General features: G+C 73.3%; 15 protein-coding genes. 3 read left to right on the top strand and 12 right to left on the bottom strand.

The genetic code is table 11. The annotated features are described in order from the left end of the window. Nucleotides 1-29 precede the first annotated feature (29 nt). The 8 genes from ACGFRG_RS35450 to rimP form a co-directional block, all read right to left on the bottom strand. Complete coding sequence (locus tag ACGFRG_RS35450) at nt 30-3656, bottom strand: trypsin-like peptidase domain-containing protein (RefSeq protein WP_393270716.1); 3627 nt, start codon at nt 3654-3656, stop codon at nt 30-32. Nucleotides 3657-3849: 193 nt separating this feature from the next. Further along, a complete protein-coding gene (gene truB / locus ACGFRG_RS35445) occupies nt 3850-4752 on the bottom strand; it encodes a tRNA pseudouridine(55) synthase TruB (RefSeq protein WP_361433982.1) in 903 nt (300 codons plus the stop codon). Then, nucleotides 4749-5201 carry a 30S ribosome-binding factor RbfA gene (gene rbfA / locus ACGFRG_RS35440; RefSeq protein WP_067164900.1) on the bottom strand — a complete coding sequence of 151 codons (453 nt, stop codon included), beginning with the start codon at nt 5199-5201 and terminating at the stop codon, nt 4749-4751. The genes truB and rbfA overlap by 4 nt, the downstream gene beginning before the upstream one ends. 38 nt (nt 5202-5239) lie before the next feature. Beyond that, nucleotides 5240-5533 carry a DUF503 domain-containing protein gene (locus tag ACGFRG_RS35435; RefSeq protein WP_393270711.1) on the bottom strand — a complete coding sequence of 98 codons (294 nt, stop codon included), beginning with the start codon at nt 5531-5533 and terminating at the stop codon, nt 5240-5242. A gap of 138 nt (nt 5534-5671) precedes the next feature. Continuing rightward, nucleotides 5672-8776: a translation initiation factor IF-2 gene (gene infB, locus ACGFRG_RS35430; RefSeq protein ID WP_361433986.1), complete on the bottom strand. Its 3105-nt coding sequence runs from the start codon at nt 8774-8776 to the stop codon at nt 5672-5674. A gap of 148 nt (nt 8777-8924) precedes the next feature. Beyond that, on the bottom strand, nt 8925-9221 hold the full coding sequence (locus ACGFRG_RS35425; RefSeq protein ID WP_361433988.1) for a YlxR family protein: 297 nt from the start codon (nt 9219-9221) through the stop codon (nt 8925-8927). Between the two features lie 134 nt (nt 9222-9355). Next, nucleotides 9356-10348: a transcription termination factor NusA gene (nusA, locus tag ACGFRG_RS35420; protein ID WP_361433990.1), complete on the bottom strand. Its 993-nt coding sequence runs from the start codon at nt 10346-10348 to the stop codon at nt 9356-9358. 2 nt (nt 10349-10350) lie between these two features. Beyond that, the gene (gene rimP, locus ACGFRG_RS35415) at nt 10351-10848 is read right to left on the bottom strand and encodes a ribosome maturation factor RimP (RefSeq protein ID WP_361433992.1); all 498 of its coding nucleotides are present in this window, start codon (nt 10846-10848) and stop codon (nt 10351-10353) included. A gap of 185 nt (nt 10849-11033) precedes the next feature. On the opposite strand from rimP, the gene ACGFRG_RS35410 reads away from it, so the two are divergent. Genes ACGFRG_RS35410 through ACGFRG_RS35400 form a run of 3 tightly spaced genes read left to right on the top strand, consistent with a single transcriptional unit; the run spans nt 11034 to nt 12911 of the window. Beyond that, nucleotides 11034-11558, top strand: a complete 525-nt coding sequence (locus ACGFRG_RS35410; protein ID WP_361433994.1) for a hypothetical protein — start codon at nt 11034-11036, stop codon at nt 11556-11558. Then, nucleotides 11555-11983: a ferritin-like domain-containing protein gene (locus tag ACGFRG_RS35405; RefSeq protein WP_361433996.1), complete on the top strand. Its 429-nt coding sequence runs from the start codon at nt 11555-11557 to the stop codon at nt 11981-11983. The genes ACGFRG_RS35410 and ACGFRG_RS35405 overlap by 4 nt, the downstream gene beginning before the upstream one ends. A 22-nt stretch (nt 11984-12005) precedes the next feature. After that, on the top strand, nt 12006-12911 hold the full coding sequence (locus ACGFRG_RS35400) for an aminoglycoside phosphotransferase family protein (protein WP_393270705.1): 906 nt from the start codon (nt 12006-12008) through the stop codon (nt 12909-12911). A 345-nt stretch (nt 12912-13256) separates the two neighbouring features. Here the strand turns inward: ACGFRG_RS35400 and ACGFRG_RS35395 are convergent, their stop codons facing one another. The 4 genes from ACGFRG_RS35395 to ACGFRG_RS35380 form a co-directional block, all read right to left on the bottom strand. Next, nucleotides 13257-14957, bottom strand: coding sequence for a proline--tRNA ligase (locus ACGFRG_RS35395; RefSeq protein ID WP_393270702.1), 1701 nt, complete (start codon nt 14955-14957; stop codon nt 13257-13259). A gap of 126 nt (nt 14958-15083) precedes the next feature. Beyond that, entirely contained in the window at nt 15084-15650 is a 567-nt protein-coding gene (locus ACGFRG_RS35390; protein WP_361424999.1) for a GNAT family N-acetyltransferase, read from the bottom strand. 15 nt (nt 15651-15665) lie between these two features. Next, nucleotides 15666-16508 carry a GNAT family N-acetyltransferase gene (locus tag ACGFRG_RS35385; protein WP_361425437.1) on the bottom strand — a complete coding sequence of 281 codons (843 nt, stop codon included), beginning with the start codon at nt 16506-16508 and terminating at the stop codon, nt 15666-15668. Between the two features lie 248 nt (nt 16509-16756). Then, nucleotides 16757-16975: flavodoxin-dependent (E)-4-hydroxy-3-methylbut-2-enyl-diphosphate synthase (locus tag ACGFRG_RS35380; protein WP_393270698.1), on the bottom strand; the 219-nt coding region annotated here is incomplete at its 5' end.

The raw sequence follows: 16975 nt of genomic DNA, 5'->3' as shown, positions 1-16975 counted from the left end.
CCGAACCCGTGTGCGCATGAGAGAACGTCTCACGCAGGTCTAAGACTGCCATGCCCGGCGTGCGCGGCCCGCATCGGCATGGGCACAGCAAGTGTCTCGACCGTGCGGCGGGTGCTCGGCCCGATCACCGCCGCCCACTCGTGCGGCGCCTGGACCAGCCACCCCGCTACCTGAACGGCGAATTCCGGTACTTCCCTGGACAGCTCGACGATCTGCCGGTCGAAACAGGCGGCCCCCTCCGGGGTGCGCACGAGCAGCAGCCCGGTGCGGTGGACCAGGTCGCGGGTGCGCGCCTCGGGGCGCTGCCCGGCCCCCAGCGCGGCGGCCCGCAGCAGCGCGTCCAGCACGCCCCCGTCCCGCGACTCGTACCGCTCGAACGCCAGGAGTACGTCCAGGAGCTCGGCCCGCAGCGGGCGCGAGGTGCGGCTGCCGGGGGCCGCGAGCACCGGCGCGAGCGCCCGGCGCACCTGCGGTTGACAATCCCGCAGCACGGAGGTGACCAACGGGAACAGCACGGCCCGCGCCGCCGGTCCGTACTCCAGACGGCGTTCCACGAACGCGGCGGTGCAGGCCGCGCCCTCGGGGCGGCGCGCCGCGTACTCGCGTACCAGCGCGGCCGCGCGGCGCGCGAGCGCGGGCGTGTTGATCTCGGCGAGCGCCCGCAGCACCTCGGCCGCGCCCTCCCCCGGCTGGAACAGCCGCGCCCGGAAGGCGGCGAGCACCGGCTCGGGGTGGGTGGTGAGCGCGGCGACCAGCGCGGAGCTGGGCAGCCGCGGGTCGCCGCCCCCGTACCGGGCGAGCGTCTTGTCGAGATAGCGGGAGCGGCTGCGCGGATCGCGCACCAGCAGGCCGAGCGCCGCGCCGTGCAGCGGCGTGTCGGCGGACCGGGCCAGCAGGGCGAGGGCCGCGTAGCGCAGCAGATCGCGGTCGGCGCCGGTGGTGACGTACGGCGCGACGCGCGGCCCGTAGGCGGCGGCCGCCACCCGCCGCTCGGGACGGTCGTCGTGCGCCCAGCGGTCCACGGCCCGGCAGAGCGCGGACGGCTCGTCCTCCGCGAGCGCGGCGAGCAGTTCGTCGGCGCGGATATGCGCGGTGGCGACCAGCGCCTCGGTGAGATCGTCGACGGCCAGCGACCGGCGCGCGTACAGCAGGGCCTGGGCCGCGCCCGCGACGGTGGGGCACAGGTCGGAGCCGGGCGGCGCGGGCAGCGGCCGCTCGTCGGTGAACCACCGGCACAGCAGCGGCTGTACGGCCCGGGGCTCGGCCGCGAGCCGCCGGTCCACCGCGTCCAGGTAGCGCTCCCACTCGGGCGCCTCGCCCGGCGCCCCGTCGGCGGGCACCAGGCGGCGCAGCAGCTCGATGCGCCGGTCGTCGCCGACCCGCACCCGCTGCCAGAACCAGGGCCCGAACTCGCCGAGCCCGCCGAGGCGCCGGGGCCCGCCCTCGCGCACCGACCGCTCGCTGATCCGGTCCGCGAGCAGCCGCAGCACCGAGAGGTACGCCCGTGGCTCCGGCACCTTCAGGAGCGTCTGCCCGAGCAGCCGCACGGCCCACCAGCGCGCGTCGTCCGCCCGGCCCCCGTCCTTGTCGGCCGGAAGCCGGTCGAGCGCGTCCACCAGCCGCTCAAGGCGGGGCGCGAGCCGGGCGGGACCGTGCTCCCGGTCGAGCAGGAGCAGCGCCTGCAGTACGGGCCCGATGCGGTGCCGGGGCACGGGCAGCGGCTCCACGTGGTCCTCCGGGGGCGCGTCGTCGCCGGGCGCGGGCGCCGTACGGGCTCCCGGTGGGGGCGGCACGTAGGCCAGTTCGCGGCCCGGGGCGGCCGGGGCGCTGCCCCGGCGGGACGGCAGCCGGCCCGGGGCGTGCGGTCCGGTGGCGTCGGCCACCTCGTCGCACCAGCGGTGCACCAGCGTGTGCAGGGCCCCGTCCAGGTCCAGGTGGGCGGCCTGCATCCAGTCGGCCAGCTCCTCGTGTGCGAAGCGGTAGCCCTCGCCCGCCGGGACGAGCAGGCCCTCGGTGAGCACCGCCGACGCCCAGCCGGTGCGCCAGGGGAAGATCTCCTCGAAGTTCTCGCGGTCGAGCTCACCCTGACCGGGGCCCAGACAGCGCCGGGCCGCCTCGTGCACCCGGCCCGCCACGCGCGCGGCGAGTCGGCGCACCGCCGTGCCGCGCGGCGGGGGCCGCCGGGCGGCCGCGACCCGTACCGCGATCCGCAGGCACATCAGGTCCAGATGCGCGGCGAAGACGTCCTCGCGCCCGGGCCGGCCCGCCACCTCCCCCGGCAGCGCCTCGCGCACCTCGGCGAAGAGCCGCAGCGTCAGCGGATGGCGGCTCGCCCGCTCGGCGAGCGCGCCGTCGGGGATGCCGTACCGCTCGCGGGCGCGCGCGGCCTCCTTGCGGGACAGATCGCCGATCAGCACGGCGGCGGGCAGCCGGGGCGCCTCGGCCGGATGCAGCGCGTCGGGCGGATACAGCGCCCCGGCCTGCTCCCAGTGCTCGGGCCGGCACGCCACCACCAGCCGCGCCCCCGCCGCCCGCAGCCACGCCGCCGTACCGGCCGTCCACTCGGTCAGCCGGTGCGCGAGCACGGGCGGCATCTCCTCGGGCCCGTCGAGCAGGACGAGCAGGGGGCGCCCGGCGTCCCGCGCGAGCCGGGCCACCCGGTCCGGGGTGGCGCAGGTCATCTCGCCGGGCGCGCCCGCGGCCGCGACGATCCGGCCCGCCTGGGCCAGCGCCCGCGCCACGGCGTCGGCGAGCGAGGCGTCGCCCGCGCGCAGATCGGCGCCGCGCAGCCACAGCGTCGGGGCGGGCTCGGCGCCTTGGGCGCGCCGGGCGGCCAGCGCCGTGAGCTCGGTGGTGCGGCCGGTGCCAGGATCGCCGACCAGACCGAGGACGAAGGCGTCCCCGGCCGCGAAGTCGCCGAACTGCCGTACCGTGAGCCGCCGTTCGACCGGGTCCTGCCAGCTGCTGGGGCCGCCGACCGAGCCCACCGAGGTGGCGGTGAGCTGGAGCGCGCCCGCCAGGTTCAGGTCTTCGCCGTACGCCGGTACGGTCGCGGCGTTGCGCCGCAGCAGCTCTTCGAGCGGGCCCCCGTCGCGGCGCAGCGGCACCGCGAACCCGGCCGCCCGGTGCGCCGCGTGCAGCGCGGTGCCGAGCACCCCGAGGACCGCCCCGGTCGCCGCGTCCAGAACCGGCCCGCCGGCCGCCTCACCGCCCAGGCGCAGCGCGTCGGCGCCCTCGGTGCCGATCGCGAGCTCAAGGGCCGCGCCGAGGAGATGGAAGCGGTCGGTGGCCGTGTACGTCACGGGCGCCTCGCCCAGCACCCGCGCCTCGCGCCAGCCGTGCGCGGCGATCCGTACGTACGTACCCGCGCCGACGTGTTCGCGCGCGGCGACCGGCAGCGGCCGCACCTGAAGGCCCTCGGTCCGCACCAGGGCGAGACCGGCCTCCGGCAGCGGGGTGACGGCGTCGGCCTCGGCGAGGCAGGTGCGCTCGCCGGGGGCGTGCAGCACCACCCTGGCGAGCCCGTCCACGGCCTCGTGGCTGGTGATGACGGTGCCCCGGTCGTCGGCCGCGAAGCCGGTCCCCCGGGTGCGTCCCGCCAGATCACAGATCCGCACCAGCGTCTCCCGGCCCCCGTCGCCGTCCCCGCGTCCCATGTCCGAAACGGTAGTTCTGGGATGATCCGCCCGAGAAGAACGCGAGACGACTGCGCCCCCGAGTGCACCCGTTCTCGACTCCGAGCGCCCGCTCGCACGGGTGAAAAGCGGCGTGGCGGGCTCGTAAAGAGCCCGCCACACGTTTAAGGGGCCGGGACGAGTCCCGGCCCCCCACTGAATCTCAGCGCACCGCCTAGCCGAAGACCGCCAGGCTCTTCGCCTTGCCCCGCTGGCTCTCCACCAGCGCGAGCAGCCGGCTGTCGGGGCCGAACACGGCGACCGGCTTGCCGCTCTCGTACACCTCGGGCATGTCCAGGCGTACGCCGTTGAGCAGCAGCCCGGCGCGCCGCTCGTCCACGTCCCAGCGGGCGAACGCCGCGTCGGCCGCCTCGGCGACCGGCATCACGGTCAGCTCCTCCTGGAGCTGGTCGAGCGTCTTCGCGGCGTCCAGGCCGTACGGACCGACCCGGGTGCGCCGCAGCGCCGTCAGATGGCCGCCGACGCCGAGCCCGGCGCCCAGGTCACGGGCGAGGGCGCGGATGTAGGTGCCCGACGAGCAGACGACGGAGACCACCAGGTCGACGACGGGCGTGCCGTCCTCGGCCACGGCCTCGCGCACGTCGTACACCCGGAAGGAGGACACCGTGACCGGCCGGGCCGGGATCTCGAAGTCCTCGCCGCCGCGCACGCGCGCGTAGGAGCGCTTGCCGTCGATCTTGATCGCGGAGACCTTCGACGGCACCTGCATGATGGCGCCGGTCAGCGCGGCGACACCGGCGTCGATGCCCTCGCGGGTCACCTTGGAGGCGTCCGTGGACGAGGTGATCTCGCCCTCGGCGTCGTCGGTGACGGTGTCCTGGCCGAGCCGGATCGTACCGAGGTACTCCTTCTCGGTCAGGGCGAGGTGCCCGAGCAGTTTGGTGGCCCGCTCGACGCCCAGGACGAGCACGCCCGTCGCCATCGGGTCCAGCGTTCCGGCGTGGCCGACCCGGCGGGTCTTGGCGATCCCGCGCATCTTGGCCACGACGTCGTGCGAAGTGAAGCCGGACGGCTTGTCCACAATGACAAGTCCGTCCGGCGTCCGGTTCTGGCTCATTCGGCGGCGGTACCCTCGTCGTCCTCGTCACCGGGCTTCTTGTACGGGTCGGCGTCGCCGGCGTACTTGGCGCCCGAGGAGACCTCGCGCACCGCGGCGTCCGAGGCCCGCGCCTTGTCGAGCAGGTCCTCGATCGTCTTGGCGTTCTCCGGCAGCGCGTCCGCCACGAACGTCAGGGTCGGCGTGAACTTGGTGCCCGCCGCCGCCCCGACCGCGGAGCGCAGGATGCCCTTGGCGCTCTCCAGGCCCGCGGCCGCGCTGGCCCGGTCCTCGTCGTCGCCGTAGACCGTGTAGAAGACCGTGGCCTCCCGCAGGTCGCCGGTGACCCGGGTGTCCGTGATGGTCACATGCGTACCGAGGCGCGGGTCCTTGATGCCGCGCTGCAGCTTCTGGGCGACCACTTCCCGGATGAGGTCCGCCAGCTTCTTCGCCCGCGCGTTGTCGGCCACTGGTCCTTCTCCTTCTTTGCCTTGCTCAAATTCAGAATTCAGTCTTCGTCACTGTGGAGCCTTCTGCGCACCGACAGCAGCTCCACCTCGGGCCGGGCGGCGACCATGCGCTCGCACCGGTCGAGTACGTCCGTGAGGTGCCCCGTGTCACCGGAGACCACCGCCAGGCTGATCTCGGCCCTGCGATGGAGGTCCTGGTCACCGACCTCCGCCACGCTCACCGCGAACTTGCGCTGGAGCTCGGCGACGATCGGCCGGACGACGGAGCGTTTTTCCTTCAGCGACCGTACGTCGCCGAGGAGCAGATCGAAGGACAGCGTCCCCACATACATAGGTGTCCGGATATCCCGCCGGTCCGGGGTAGGTGACCCCGCCGACCACTTGGCGGGGACACCAGAACCGTACACGCAACGGCCGGGGCCGATCGACGGAAATAATCTCCGCCGACCGGCCCCGACCGAAGGTGACGATCAGCCTCGCGGCTTCTCGCGCATCTCGTACGTCGCGATGACGTCGTCGATCTTGATGTCGTTGAAGTTTCCGAGGTTGATACCGCCCTCGAAGCCTTCGCGGATCTCGGTGACGTCGTCCTTGAAGCGGCGCAGACCCTCGATGTTGAGGCTCTCCGCGATGACCTTGCCGTCGCGGATGAGGCGGGCCTTCGTGTTCCGCTTGACCTCGCCGGAGCGGATGAGAACACCCGCGATGTTGCCGAGCTTGGACGAGCGGAAGACCTCGCGGATCTCCGCGGTGCCGAGCTCGACCTCCTCGTACTCCGGCTTGAGCATGCCCTTGAGGGCCGCCTCGATCTCCTCGATGGCCTGGTAGATCACCGAGTAGTACCGGACGTCGACGCCCTCGCGCTCCGCCATCTGCGCGGCACGGCCGGCCGCACGGACGTTGTAGCCGATGACGATGGCGTCGGAGCCCATCGCCAGGTCGATGTCGGACTCGGTGACCGCACCCACACCGCGGTGCAGGACCCGGATGTCGACCTCTTCACCGACGTCGAGCTGGAGCAGCGAGGACTCGAGAGCCTCGACCGCACCGGACGCGTCGCCCTTGATGATGAGGTTGAGTTCCTGGACCAGACCGGCCTTGAGCACCGAGTCGAGGTCCTCGAGGGACACCCGGCGGGTGCGCTTGGCGAAGTTGGCGTTGCGCTCGCGCGCCGCCCGCTTCTCGGCGATCTGACGGGCCGTACGGTCCTCGTCGACGACCAGGAAGTTGTCGCCGGCGCCGGGGACGTTGGTGAGACCCAGGACCAGGACGGGGGTCGACGGACCCGCTTCCTCGACGTTGTTGCCCTTGTCGTCGAGCATCGCGCGGACTCGGCCGTAGGCGTCGCCCACGACCATCGTGTCGCCCACGCGCAGCGTTCCGCGCTGGACGAGGACGGTCGCGACGGCACCGCGGCCGCGGTCGAGGTGGGACTCGATCGCAATACCCTGAGCGTCCTGCTCCGGGTTGGCCCGCAGGTCGAGCGAGGCGTCGGCGGTGAGGACGACGGCCTCAAGCAGCGAGTCGATGTGCAGACCCTGCTTGGCGGAGATGTCGACGAACATCGTGTCGCCGCCGTACTCCTCGGCCACCAGACCGAACTCGGTCAGCTGACCGCGCACCTTGACCGGGTCCGCGCCCTCGACGTCGATCTTGTTGACCGCGACGACGATCGGGACGCCGGCGGCCTTGGCGTGGTTGAGCGCCTCGATCGTCTGCGGCATGACGCCGTCGTTGGCCGCGACCACGAGGATCGCGATGTCGGTCGACTTCGCACCACGGGCACGCATGGCGGTGAACGCCTCGTGACCCGGGGTGTCGATGAAGGTGATCTTGCGGTCTTCGCCGTTGACCTCGGTACCGACCTGGTACGCACCGATGTGCTGCGTGATGCCGCCGGCCTCGCCCGCGACGACGTTCGTCTTGCGGATGGCGTCGAGCAGTCGGGTCTTACCGTGGTCGACGTGACCCATGACGGTCACGACCGGCGGACGCGCGACGAGGAACTCCTCGCCACCCTCGTCCTCGCCGAACTCGATGTCGAAGCCCTCAAGGAGCTCGCGGTCCTCCTCCTCCGGGCTGACGATCTGAACCGTGTAGTTCATCTCGCCGGCGAGGAGCTGGAGGGTCTCGTCGGAGACGGACTGCGTGGCAGTGACCATCTCGCCGAGGTTCATCATCACGGCGACGAGCGACGCCGGGTTGGCGTTGATCTTCTCCGCGAAGTCGGTGAGGGACGCACCGCGCGACAGGCGAACGGTCTCGCCGTTGCCGCGGGGCAGCATCACGCCGCCGACCGACGGGGCCTGCATGGCCTCGTACTCCTGGCGCCTCTGACGCTTCGACTTGCGACCACGACGGGCGGGCCCGCCGGGACGGCCGAAGGCACCCTGCGTGCCACCACGGCCACCGGGGCCGCCGGGACGACCACCGAAGCCGGGACGACCGCCGCCGAAGCCGCCGCCACCACCGGGAGCGCCGCCGCCACCGCCGGGACGACCGCCGAAGCCGCCGCCGCCACCGGGACGACCGCCGCCGCCGGGACCGGCCGGACGGCCGGCGAAGCCGCCGCCCGCCGGGCGACCGGCGCCGCCCGGACGGCCACCGGGGCCACCGGGACCGCGGCCGCCGGGGCCACCGCCGGGACGCGGGCCCGCGGCGGGACGCTGCGGCATCATGCCGGGGTTCGGACGGTTACCGCCGGGGGCACCGCCCGGACGCGGGGCGCCGCCCTGCGGACGGGGCATGCCGCCGGGGGTCGGGCGCGGAGCGCCGCCCTGGGGACGCGGGGCGCCGCCGGGGCCGCCCTGCGGACGCGGGGCACCACCGGGGGCACCGGCGCCGCCGGGACGCGGCGCGCCGCCGCCGGGACGGGGCGCCTGCGGGCGCGCCATGCCGGTGGAGCCGCCGGAGGTGAAGGGGTTGTTGCCGGGACGGGGACCGGCCGGACGGGCACCGCCCGGTCGCGGGGCGCCCTGACCCTGCGGACGCGGGGCGCCCGGACGGGCACCCTGACGCTCGCCGCCCTGACGCTCGTCGCGGCGCTCGCCCTGGCCACCGGAGGCGGCGGGACGGGCGGCCGGACGCGGGCCGGGAGTGGCACCCGCGGGACGCGGGGCCTGCTGCTGCGGCGCGGGGGCCTGAGCGGCCGGAGCCGAGAACTCGGCGGCCGGAACCGGCGCCGCCGGGGCGGGCTTGGCCGGCGCGGGCTTGGGACCAGGGCGCGGGCCGGGGGCCGGCGCCGTGGAGGGGGTGCTGCTCTTGGGGGCCTCGGCGGCGGCCGGCTTGGGGGCCGGGGCGCCGGGCTTGGGGGCAGCGGGACGTGCCGCCTGCGCCGGGGAGGGCGCGGCGGGCTTGGCAGGCGTCGCCTTGCGGGGCGCGCCGGGCTTGGCAGCGGACTTGCCGGCGTTGCCACCGGGCCCCTGCAAAGCGTCGGTCAGCTTGCGTACAACCGGCGCCTCGATCGTCGAGGACGCCGAACGGACGAATTCACCGAGTTCTTGGAGCTTGGCCATGACGACCTTGCTCTCAACCCCGAACTCCTTGGCGAGTTCGTATACCCGGACCTTAGCCACTTCGCTCCTTTTAGGTCCGGGTTACCGCCGGACCGTCGCTACTTCATGGGCGTACTCATCGCGTACTCATCGAGTGCTCATCGCAATCTCGACCTACTTCCAACTCGCGAGGTACCTGACCGCACGGTGTTCCGTGCCGTACTTCTTCTTACGGTGTTGCGCTGTCGACCGGTGCTGCCTGCTCGACGTGCTGACGCACGGCCTCGCTGTCGAGCAGCTCCTTGGCCTTGAAGGCCCGGGAGAAGGCCCGGCGGCGAACCGCCAGGTCGAGACAGACCGAGGCGGGGTGTACGTACGCACCCCGGCCGGGCAGCGTACCGCGAGGATCGGGGACGCAAACGCCCTCGACCGCCACGATGCGCAGCAGATCGCACTTGGCCGCTCGCTCCCGGCATCCCACACAGGTTCGCTCAGGGCATGCGCGGGCATGCGTCCGGCCAGACACGTTTAAGTCTACCTCCCCGCACCGACCTCACCCCTTTGGGGCAAAAATCGAACGGCTGTTGTCCTAAAAGATCGCCATGACGGCAACAGCAGAGGGGCCCGGCGCTATTCCCGGACCCCGTCGTCGCCGTCTGTTCAGTCCTGGTCGGCGGGCTGCTCCGTGTCCGGCCGGATGTCGATGCGCCAGCCGGTGAGCCGCGCGGCGAGGCGGGCGTTCTGGCCCTCCTTGCCGATGGCCAGCGAGAGCTGGTAGTCCGGCACGGTCACCCGCGCGGAACGGGCCGCGAGGTCCACGACCTCGACCCGGGAGACCCGCGCCGGGGACAGCGCGTTCGCCACCATCTCGGCCGGGTCGTCCGACCAGTCGACGATGTCGATCTTCTCGCCGTGCAGCTCGGCCATCACGTTGCGCACCCGGCCGCCCATCGGGCCGATGCAGGCGCCCTTCGCGTTCAGGCCACTGCGGGTCGAGCGCACCGCGATCTTCGTACGGTGACCGGCCTCACGGGCGATGGCGGCGATCTCCACCGAACCGTCCGCGATCTCCGGGACCTCCAGAGCGAAGAGCTTCTTCACCAGATTGGGGTGGGTGCGCGACAGCGTCACGGACGGACCGCGCACACCCTTCGCCACCCGAACGACGTACGTACGAAGACGCAGTCCGTGGGTGTACTCCTCGCCGGGCACCTGCTCCTGCACCGGCAGCATGGCCTCCATCTTGCCGATGTCGACCAGCACGTTCTTGGGGTCCTTGCCCTGCTGGACCACACCGGTGATCACGTCGCCCTCGCGCCCGGCGAACTCACCGAAGGTGATGTCGTCCTCGGCGTCGCGCAGCCGCTGCAGGATGACCTGCTTGGCGGTGGTGGCGGCGATCCGGCCGAAACCGGTCGGGGTGTCGTCGAACTCCTTGGCCTCCTGGCCCTCTTCCAGGTCGGCCGGGTCTTCCTTCGCCCACACGGTCACATGACCGTTCTCGCGGTCGAGCTGCACGCGCGCGCGGCGGAAGCTTCCCTCGGTGCGGTGGTAGGCGATGAGGAGGGCCGACTCGATGGCCTCGACCAGCAGGTCGAAGGAGATCTCCTTCTCCCGTACCAAACCCCGCAGGGCACTCATGTCGATGTCCATGGCTACGCCTCCTCTTCCTTCTTGTCCTTGCGGTTGAACTCGATTTCGACCCGCGCCTTGGCGATCTCGGAGAACGCGAGGCGGCGGGTGGTGGCCTTGCGGCCCTTCACACCGGGCACTTCGAGGTCGAGGCCCTCCTCGTCGGCGCCGAGGATGCGCGCGACCAGGTCGCCGCCCTCGGTCAGCGTCAGCCGGGCGAGGCGCCCGGTGGCGCGCACGTAGTGGCGAAGCTCGGAGAGGGGGCGCTCGGCGCCGGGGGAAGTGACTTCGAGGACGTACTCCTCGTCACCCATGACGTCGCTCTCGTCGAGCGCGTCGGAGACGGCACGGCTCAGCTCGGCACAGGTGTCCAGCTCCACGCCTTCGTCGGAGTCGACGACGATCCGCAGCATGCGGCGGCGGCCGGCCCGGGACAACTCGATCTCCTCAAGATCGAGGTCCTTCGCGCTGACGAGCGGTTCCAGCAGTCCGCGCAGCCTCTCGCTCTGGGTCGTGCTCATCCGGGTGACTCCTCGGCCGCGTGTGCTGTTGTGGGAACGTCGCGTACGGCATACGCCCGCGCTGTCAGGTCAAAGGGTATCCGGTCCCGGGGGGTGTTGCCGTCCACGGGGACCGGGGCGCGGGTACGCTCGCCTGCGGTGATCATCAGGCGGCCGCCAGGCCCCCGGCCCGCAGGGAGTACACAGTGCCGCGCACGGCGACCGGGACCCGGGGAGCGGGCACCACACGCAGGACCGCGCTGGCGGCGACGGGCGCGGCGGCGGCCGGACTCCTCGCCGCCTGCTCCTCGGACCCCTCCGACGGCCCGGCCGCACGGGAGCGCGCGGCGGCGGCCCGGGCGGAGGCCGCGCTGCGGCTGACCACCTCGACGGCGAGCGCCGCGCTGCGCGACCGATACGAGGCGGTGGCGGTACGCCATCCGGTGGTACGCCCCCTGCTGGCACCGCTGCACGCGGAGGCGACGCGGCACGTGGAGGCGTTGTCGGGCCCGCGCACGACGGCCGCGCCCGCACCGCGTCCCGCCGTCCCGGACGATCCGGAGGAGGCGCTGCGAGAGCTGGCGACGGCGGCCCGGCAGACCTCCGACGCGCACACGGCGGCGCTCGCCGACGCGCCGCCGGAGCTCGCGCGGCTGCTCGCGTCGGTCGCCGCGGCGGGCGCGGTCCACGCCTACCTCCTGACCCAGCAGCGGGAAGGCGGCGCGCGATGACGGCCCTGGAGGCGGCGCAGGCCGCGCTCGCCGCCGAGCACGCGGCGGTGTACGGGTACGGAGTGCTGGGCGGCCGGGTCGCCGAGGCGCGCTCGGCCGAGGCCCGGGACGCGTACGCGGCCCACCGCGCCCGGCGCGACGCGCTCACCCGGACCGTGCGCGACCTGGGCGCCACTCCCGTGGCGGCGGCGCCCGCGTACGCGCTGCCCTTCCCGGTGCCGGACGCGGCGGCCGCGGTGCGGCTCGCGGCCGAGCTTGAGGACCGGGTGGCGGGCGTCTACTCCGACCTCGTACGGGCGGCGGGCGGGCCGCTGCGCCGGGACGCGGCGGCCGCGCTGCGGGAGGCGGCGGTGCGCGCGGGGCGGTGGCGAGGCGGCAGCGTAGCCTTTCCGGGGCTCGCCGAACGTACGGGCCCGCCCGGGTAGCCGATCAAGGGACAACGCACGCATGGCTTTCGAACCGCCTGAGCGGCTGGTACGCGCGCTCGGCGAGACGTACGGGAACGACGTCGCGGCGCGCTGGCTCGGGCAACTGCCCGAGCTCGCCGACGCGACGGCGGCGCGACGCGGACTCACGGTGGAGCGGGTGCAGGCGCCCGGCGGCCGCAGCGGTCTCGTCCTTCTCGTACGGTGCGAGGACGGCACCCCGGCCGCCCTGAAACTGGCGCCCCCGGCCGCGCGTCCGGAGTTGGAGCGGGCGGCGCTGCGGCACTGGAAGGGCTGGGGCGCGGCGCAACTGCTCGACGCGGACGCTCCTTCGACCGAGGAATCGCTCCTGCTTGAGCGCCTGCACCCCGAGGTGTCGCTGCGCTCGCTGCCCGAGGCGAAGGCGCTGCTTGAGGCGTCGGGGACGGTACGGCGACTGTGGGTGGAGCCGCCCGTGGAGCACGCCTTCGAGACGGTCGCGCAGCGGACGGAACGTCAGGCGGTGCCGATGCGGGCGGGGGTGGAGCCGGAGTTGGCGCCACTGGTGGAGGCGGCTCTGGCGGCCCGCGACAACTTGACGTCGTCGCCCGCCGAATCCCTGCTCCTGCACGGCAACTTCCGCCAGAGCAAGGTGCTTTCGGGCGAGCGGGCGCCGTGGCTGACGGTGGGTCCGGAGCCGGTGGTCGGGGAACGGGCCTACGACCTGGCCCGCCTGGTCCGCGACCGCGTCGAGGACCTGATCGCGGCCCCGAGCGGCCCGTCGGTGGCCCGCCGCCGCGTCAACAAACTGGCCGACGCGCTGGATGTCGACCGCGACCGTCTGCACGGCTGGACCCTGTTCCGAGCGGTGGAGTCGGGCTTGCGGGCGCGAGCGGCGGGGCGCGCCCAGGACGCGGAGCTGCTACTGGAGTTCGCGGGCTGGCTGTAGCGGCCCGACTCCCACACAAACACCTGGGGCTCCGCCCCAGCCCCCATCGTTCGTCTGCAGACCGTGCTGGGTTGCTCGCGCAGTTCCCCGCGCCCCTTGGATGGGCCCTTCGGGCCCTCCTGTAGGGGCGCGGGGAACTGCGCGACCAGCCCCCACCGGTCCGCAGACGAACGTAGCGGGGGCAGGGGCGCAGCCCCGCTACCCACCCACCCGCAGGGGCACAGCCCCGTAGCGGGGTGCAGGGGGCGCAGCCCCCGCCAGGGGTCCGGGGGCGCAGCCCCCGGGAAAACCACCTCCACCCCCACCCGCCCCCGGAGGGTTTAGGGGAACGGGCGGGGTGGGGAATCAACCGCGCAGGCGCGACACCGCCTCCTGCAGCGGCAGCTCTTCCCGCTCGCCCGTCCGCCGGTCCTTCAGCTCGACCACGCCCTCCGCGGCGCGCCGCCCGACGACCAGGATCTTCGGGACGCCCAGCAGCTCCGCGTCCGTGAACTTCACCCCGGGCGACACCCCGGCCCGGTCGTCGACCAGCACCCGCAGACCCGCCTCGGACAGCGCGGACGCCGCCTCCAGCGCCACCTCGGTCTGCAGCGCCTTGCCCGCGGCCACCACGTGGACGTCCGCCGGCGCGATCTCCGCCGGCCAGCACAGCCCGTGCTCGTCCGCCGTCTGCTCGGCCAGCGCGGCCACGGCACGCGAGATGCCGATGCCGTACGAGCCCATCGTCACCCGCACCGGCTTGCCCTGCTGGCCGAGGACGTCGAGCTGGAAGGTGTCCGCGTACTTGCGCCCCAGCTGGAAGATGTGGCCGATCTCGATCGCCCGGTCGAGCCGCAGGCCCGCGCCGCACGCGGGGCACGGGTCGCCCTCCTCGACCACGACGACGTCGAGGTAGTCGTCGACCTCGAAGTCACGGCCGCAGACGACGCTGCGGGCGTGCGTGTCCGCCTTGTTGGCGCCCGTCACCCACGCCGTGCCCGGCGCGACGCGGGGGTCGGCGATGTAGCGGACCTTCTCCAGGCCCTGCGGGCCGACGTAACCCCGTACGAGGTCGGGCCGGTCCGCGAAGTCCTCGGCCGTCACCAGCTCCACCACGGCCGGCGCCAGGTGCTCGCCGAGCTTGCCCAGGTCCACCTCGCGGTCCCCGGGCACCCCGACCGCCACGATCTCGCCGTCCACCTTGACCAGGAGGTTCTTCAGGGTGGCGGAGGCCGGCACGCCCAGGTGGGCCGCCAGCGACTCGATCGTGGGCGTGTCCGGCGTGTCCAGCTCCTCCACCGGCCCGACGCCGGACGCGTCCGCCGCCGTGGCCACGAACGTCACCGCCTCCGTGTTCGCCGCGTACTCGCACGCGGGGCAGTCCACGAAGGTGTCCTCGCCGGCCGCGGCCGGGGCCAGGAACTCCTCCGACGCCGAGCCGCCCATCGCGCCCGAGACCGCCGACACGATGCGGTAGTCGAGGCCGAGGCGGGCGAAGATCTTCTGGTAGGCGGCGCGGTGCAGCGCGTACGACTCGGCCAGGCCCTCGTCCGTCGTGTCGAAGGAGTACGAGTCCTTCATCTGGAACTCGCGGCCGCGCAGCACACCGGAGCGGGGGCGCGCCTCGTCGCGGTACTTCGTCTGGATCTGGTAGAGCATCACCGGCAGGTCCTTGTAGGACGTGCACTGGTCCTTGACGGTCTGGGTGAAGATCTCCTCGTGGGTGGGCCCGAGGAGGTAGTCGGCGCCCTTGCGGTCCTTGAGCCGGAACAGCAGGTCGCCGTACTCCTCCCAGCGGCCGCTCGCCTCGTACGCCTCCTTGGGCAGCAGCGCGGGGAGCAGCACCTCCTGGGCGCCGATCGCGTCCATCTCCTCGCGCACGACGTTCGAGATGTTGTCCAGGACCTTCTTGCCGAGCGGCAGCCAGGTCCAGATGCCGGCCGCGTTGCGGCGCACGTATCCGGCGCGCACGAGCAGCTTGTGGCTGAGCGTCTCGGCGTCCGCCGGGTCGTCGCGCAGTGTCTTGACCATCAGACGGGACATGCGCTGGACCTGGGCGGCTGCCATGGGGATCTCTCCTGTACGTACAAGGGTGGTGTCAGGAGGTTATCCGTGCGCCACGCGCGCGCGGTAATCGGTTTCGCGACGGCCGCCCGTGCGTGGGACAACCCCCGGACCCCCGGCCGGAGCCACTCAGCCGCGGAGCAACGGCAAAGTCGCGCCCATCACGGCATACGGCCGAGGCGCACTGGGAAAGTGGACCTGCCCCGCCAGATCCGTGTACCCCAGCGCCCGGTACAGCCCGCGCGCCGGGCTCTCCGTGTCGATCGCGGAGAGGATGGACCTCGGCTGCGCCGCGCTGTCCGTGATCCTGGTGATCAGCTCACGGCCCACGCCCCGGCCCTGGTGGGCGGGGTGGACGTGGAGTTCGGTGATCACGAACGAGTCGTCCAGCCACCAGTCGGTACCGGTGCCGCGCAGATACGGTTCCACGACCGTGGACCACCAGTGCGTACGGCTGTTGGGCATCCCGTAGACGAAGCCGACGAGCCGGCCGTCCGGCATGGTCGCGCCCAGGGCGCGGGCGCCGGGGCTGGCGAGGTGGCGCAGCACGATGTGGCGGCGCACGCCGACCTCCTCCGCGCTGAGCCCGAACGCGACCGCCTGCACGGCCAGCGCCTCGTCGACGCGGGCGGCGAGGTCGAGCGGTCCGACGACCACCTCGGGGGTCTGCGGGGCGGACCCGAAGGAAGCTGCCATGGCCGCACCCTACTGTCAGAACAGCACGCTCATGAAAGCCCCCGTCTCACGGAAGCCGACCCGGCGGTAGCAGGCGCGCGCCGCCGTGTTGAAGTCGTTCACATAGAGGCTGACCACCGGCGAGACGTCGGCGAGCGCGTAGCGGAGCACGGCGGCCATGCCGGTGACCGACAGGCCCCGGCCGCGGAACTCGGGGGCGACCCAGACGCCCTGGATCTGGCAGGCGCTCGGGGTGGCCGCGCCGATCTCGGCCTTGAAGACCACTTTGCCGTTCTCGATACGGGCGAACGACCGCCCGGAGCCGACGAGTTCGGCCACTCGCGCCTGGTAGAGCAGCCCGCCGTCGCCCGCCATCGGGGAGACGCCGACCTCCTCGGTGAACATGGCCACGCACGCCGGCATGATCACGTCCATCTCGTCCTTGCGGATCCGGCGCACGTACGGGTCGGGGACTATGTCGTCGGGCATCCGCTCGGTGACCATCAGCGGCTGATGGGAGCGGACGTCGCGGGCCGGGCCCCACTGCGGCTCCAGAAGCTTCCACAGCAGGGCGGTCGCCTCGGCGGGGCCGACGATGGAGGAGCAGCGGCGGCCGGTGCGGCGGGCCCGGTCGGCGAAGGCGCGCACGGCCTCGGGGGTGGCGCAGATCGGCACGAGGTTTGCGCCGGAATAGCACAGCGAACGCAGGTGGCCGTCCGCGTACCAGCCCCACATCTCGCCGCCCAGGCGCCACGGGTCGAGCCCGGCGACCTGCACACGGGAGGCCACGAAGGCGTTGGCGACCGGCTCGCTCTCCAGAACGGCGAGCGCCGCGCCGAGGTCACCGGGTTCGAGGACCCGGGTGGTGGTCTGCGTCAACACGTGGGGCCTCACCATACGGTCTGCTGATCTCCGCACTGTACCTGGCGCCCCAGTGGATCGTCGCTCTCAGCCGAAAGCCCCGCTCGGCGCAAGGGCGCGGAGCGGGGCTCTGGGCGTACGGCAGCGGGGCTCTCGCGGACGAACACGTCGGCCACCGGACGGACTCGGCCCGCGAAGGGCACGGTCTGCGAACGGCACGGTCTGCGAAGGGCACGGCCCCGTGAGGGGCACGGTCTGCGACGGACTCAGCCTGCGACGGACACCGACGGCTCGCCGGACATCACGCCGTCCTTCTCCATCTGCTCGGCGATCTTCATCGCCTCTTCGATCAGCGTCTCCACGATCTTCGACTCCGGGACGGTCTTGATCACCTCGCCCTTCACGAAGATCTGCCCCTTGCCATTACCCGAGGCCACACCGAGATCGGCCTCACGGGCCTCACCCGGACCGTTCACCACACAGCC

The organism is Streptomyces sp. NPDC048696, from assembly GCF_043198895.1.
Taxonomy (GTDB): Bacteria; Actinomycetota; Actinomycetes; order Streptomycetales; family Streptomycetaceae; genus Streptomyces.
This window is presented reverse-complemented; position numbering and strand designations above follow the sequence as displayed.